The sequence below is a fragment of the Mycobacterium sp. TH-M15 genome, from assembly GCF_057473705.1.
In genome coordinates, this window is record NZ_JBYCLB010000618.1 from 1 (window position 1) to 3,320 (window position 3,320).

Here is a 3,320-nt window from a genome sequence, read left to right on the forward strand (position 1 = left end):
CGTAGCCGCAGTCGCAGAGCGCGCCGAAGACGTCGTGCCGGGCCCCACTGGCCCGCCCGGCCCGCCGGGCTGCGCCGGTCACCGCGGTCCGCACCGCGCCGGCTGCGTTGTCGGCGGCCATCGCGGAGACCAGCAGATCGGCCAGCAGGCCGTAGTTGCGCGGCGGCACGGTCACCGACAGCTCGTTGCGGGTGCGCGCATACCGCTTGGCCGGTCGGCCGGCACCGGGGCCGGATCGACCCGCCGGACGGGCGTAGCTGACCACCAGGATGCCCGCGTCCGCCAGCTTGTCCAGGTGGTAGGCGGCCAGGGTCCGGCTGATGCCGACGGTCGCCGCGGCGTCGTCGCGGGCCACCGGGTCGTCGCGGGATGAAACGTACTGGTAGAGCCGCCAGCGCACCGGATCGTCCAGACTGCTCAAGCCGGTCAGCGGGTCCAGGCCGTCTCCGTGTTCATGGCCCATGCCTTCAATGTAACACCAAAAAACTTGGCGAATAGACGCTACAATCCATTCTAAATATAAGATATGTTATCGATACGGAGGTCGAGATGACGGCGGACTTACGATTGCTGGACCGATCAGTCCCGGATCTGGACGCCGCCGCGGCTGCCGCCGCGGCGTTCCTGGACGCGCTGGGTATCGGCACGGCCAGCGAGCAGATGCGGGACACCCCGGCACGGATGGCCCGGGCATACGCGGAGCTGTTCACCCCGGAGCCGTTCGAGGCCACCACGTTCCCGAACGACGAGGGCTACGACGAGCTGGTGCTGGTCCGGGACATCCCGCTGCGGTCGGTCTGCGAGCACCACCTGCTGCCGTTCACCGGGACGGCCTGCGTCGGCTATCTGCCGGGAGACCGAATTCTGGGGCTGTCCAAGCTGGCTCGGGTGGTCGAGTACTTCGCGGCCCGGCCGCAGGTGCAGGAGCGGTTGACCAGACAGGTGGCCGACTGGCTCACCGACCATCTCAAGCCGCGCGCGGTCGGCGTGGTGATCCGCGCCGAGCACACCTGCATGACGCTGCGCGGCGTGCACGCCACCGGCTCGACGACCGTCACCTCCACCCTGCTGGGAACGCTGCGCAGCGACGTCCGCTCCCGCCAGGAGTTCTTCTCGCACACCGGAATCGGCGGCTGCCGGTAGCCCCCCGGGCCGGTCAGATTCGGCGGATGACGGTGACCACCTTGCCGAGTATCTGCGCGTCGTTGCCCGGAATCGGGTCGAACGCGGGGTTGTGCGGCATCAGCCAGACCTGACCGCCGGTGCGCTTGAACGTCTTGACGGTGGCCTCGCCGTCGATCATCGCGGCGACGATGTCGCCGTTGTCGGCGACGTTCTGCTGACGCACCACCACCCAGTCGCCGTCGCAGATCGCTGCGTCGACCATCGACTCGCCGACGACCTTGAGCAGGAACAGGGTGCCCTCACCGACCAGCTCGCGGGGGAGCGGGAAGACGTCCTCGACGGCCTCCTCGGCCAGGATCGGTCCGCCGGCCGCGATCCGGCCCAGCACCGGCACGAACGTGGGTTCGGGCAGCGCGTCGGACCCGGCGACGTCCGTGATCGGGCTGACCGTCCCGTCGTCCAGCCCCCGGACGTCGACCGCCCGTGGCCGGTTCGGGTCCCGGCGCAGGTAGCCCTTGCGTTCCAGGGTGCGCAGCTGATGGGCGACCGACGACGTCGAGGTCAGCCCGACCGCATCGCCGATCTCCCGGATGCTCGGCGGGTAGCCCCGGCTGGTCACCGAGGCGCGGATGACGTCGAGGATGGTGCGTTGCCGCGCCGTGAGCGCGGACTCCGGTGCCCGGTTGTGGTTGCCGGCGGCCGGCGTGGGTGTGCTCTCGCTCATGGCGCCGAATGTTAGCCGCCCGCCAGCCGATAATCAAACATGTGTTCGAGCGTGTCGCGGTCGGACCGGCCGGCCGGGCCCGCTCCCGAAGGTCGGTTGTCGGTGTCCGGGTCTACAGTTCCGGCAAAAGTTCGATCAGATGTTCGGTAATCGAACAGATGTGCGGTATGCTTTCGAACATCAGGGCGAACATCGTAGGCAGTGCCGAACCACGGAGGAACGCACATGATGACACTCATCGACCCGATCTCACCCGGCACGCCGGCCGGCCGTGGCCATGGCCATGGTCGGGCCCATTTTCGGGCGCCGGTGCCTCGCCGCGCCGCCGGCGTGTCGCGCGGCGTGCCGCCCCGGATCCGGCCGCCCGGTCAGCGTCCCGCCGGGTCGCCGGTGCGTTACCGGGGAACCGGGGTGCTGATGTCGCAGACGTCGCACCGGCCGCGCCCGATCACCCCGGCGAACACCGTGGTGCTGGCGCTGGTCGCCGCCGCGATCACGCTCTGGCTGGGGCTGATGGCCAACCTCGGAGCCACGGTGGCCCGCACCGGTGCCGTGGTGCCGGAGAAACTGGGGGTGGTGCAGGTGCACGTCGGCGAGAGCCTGCAGCATCTGGCGGCCCGGGTGGCGCCCGATGCGCCGAACGGCCAGGTGGTCGCCCGGATCCGCGACCTCAACCAGCTGGATTCGGCGGCGCTGGACGCCGGAGAGACGCTGATCGCGCCGATCGGCTGACGGCAGGTACCCGGCTCCAGCCTTGCCTGACCCGGCACCCACGCAGGTACGCTCGCACTTGTCCAAGTTGTCCGAGCTGTCTGAGGTGTCCGGTTTTCGGCACGGCGAAGGAGTGGCTGTGCACTGCCCGTTCTGCCGCCATCCCGACTCGCGGGTGGTCGACTCGCGCGAGACCGATGAAGGCCAGGCCATCCGCCGACGCCGGTCGTGCCCGGAGTGCGGTCGGCGGTTCAGCACCGTGGAGACCGCGGTGCTGGCGGTCGTCAAGCGCAGCGGCATCACCGAGCCGTTCAGTCGGGAGAAGGTGATCAGCGGGGTCCGCCGGGCCTGCCAGGGCCGCCGGGTCGACGACGATGCGTTGAACCTGCTGGCCCAGCGGGTGGAGGACACCGTGCGCGCCGCCGGGTCGCCGGAGGTGGCCAGCCACGAGGTGGGGCTGGCGATCCTGGGGCCGCTGCGCGATCTCGACGAGGTGGCCTATCTGCGGTTCGCCTCGGTGTATCGGTCGTTCACCTCCGCCGACGATTTCGAGCGGGAGATCGAGGTGCTGCGGGCGCACCGGCAGCTGTCCGCCCCCGGCTGAGCTGGCCGGCGGTCGTCCGGCCACCTGCGGCCCGGTCAGCTGAGGTCGCCGCCAGGAGAATCCTTGCGGGCCTGCTGGGCGAGGAACCGCTCGAACTCGGCGCCGAGTTCGTCGGCGCTGGGCAGCTCCTCCTCGCGGGCCCGCAGCGCCCGGTTC

At 70.4% G+C, this 3,320-nt stretch carries 5 protein-coding genes and 1 pseudogene; 3 read left to right on the plus strand and 3 right to left on the minus strand.

What is annotated here, in order from left to right:
• Positions 1–463 (minus strand): helix-turn-helix domain-containing protein (locus tag AC2VNT_RS15105; RefSeq protein ID WP_486947631.1); only part of this gene is annotated, 463 nt, incomplete at its 3' end.
• Between the two features lie 86 nt (positions 464–549).
• Here AC2VNT_RS15105 and folE point away from each other — a divergent pair.
• On the plus strand, positions 550–1,143 hold the full coding sequence (gene folE, locus AC2VNT_RS15110; RefSeq protein WP_486947632.1) for a GTP cyclohydrolase I FolE: 594 nt from the start codon (positions 550–552) through the stop codon (positions 1,141–1,143).
• A 13-nt stretch (positions 1,144–1,156) separates the two neighbouring features.
• On the opposite strand, the gene lexA is transcribed toward folE, so the two are convergent.
• Positions 1,157–1,849 (minus strand): transcriptional repressor LexA, encoded by a 693-nt coding sequence (gene lexA, locus AC2VNT_RS15115; protein ID WP_486947633.1) that lies wholly within the window; start codon positions 1,847–1,849, stop codon positions 1,157–1,159.
• A gap of 228 nt (positions 1,850–2,077) precedes the next feature.
• Here lexA and AC2VNT_RS15120 point away from each other — a divergent pair, with 228 nt between their 5' ends.
• Together AC2VNT_RS15120 and nrdR are read left to right on the plus strand one after the other, a co-directional pair.
• The gene (locus AC2VNT_RS15120; RefSeq protein WP_486947634.1) at positions 2,078–2,581 is read left to right on the plus strand and encodes a LysM peptidoglycan-binding domain-containing protein; all 504 of its coding nucleotides are present in this window, start codon (positions 2,078–2,080) and stop codon (positions 2,579–2,581) included.
• 118 nt (positions 2,582–2,699) lie between these two features.
• Positions 2,700–3,164 carry a transcriptional regulator NrdR gene (nrdR, locus tag AC2VNT_RS15125; protein WP_486947635.1) on the plus strand — a complete coding sequence of 155 codons (465 nt, stop codon included), beginning with the start codon at positions 2,700–2,702 and terminating at the stop codon, positions 3,162–3,164.
• Between the two features lie 35 nt (positions 3,165–3,199).
• Here the strand turns inward: nrdR and AC2VNT_RS15130 are convergent.
• A pseudogene (locus AC2VNT_RS15130) lies at positions 3,200–3,320 on the minus strand (PAC2 family protein); the annotation flags it as partial.

Bases quoted from the DNA above. Each gene is read 5' to 3' on its own strand.
- folE (WP_486947632.1), top strand. From the start codon at position 550: ATGACGGCGGACTTACGATTGCTGGACCGATCAGTCCCGGATCTGGAC.
- lexA (WP_486947633.1), bottom strand. From the start codon at position 1,849: ATGAGCGAGAGCACACCCACGCCGGCCGCCGGCAACCACAACCGGGCA.
- AC2VNT_RS15120 (WP_486947634.1), top strand. From the start codon at position 2,078: ATGACACTCATCGACCCGATCTCACCCGGCACGCCGGCCGGCCGTGGC.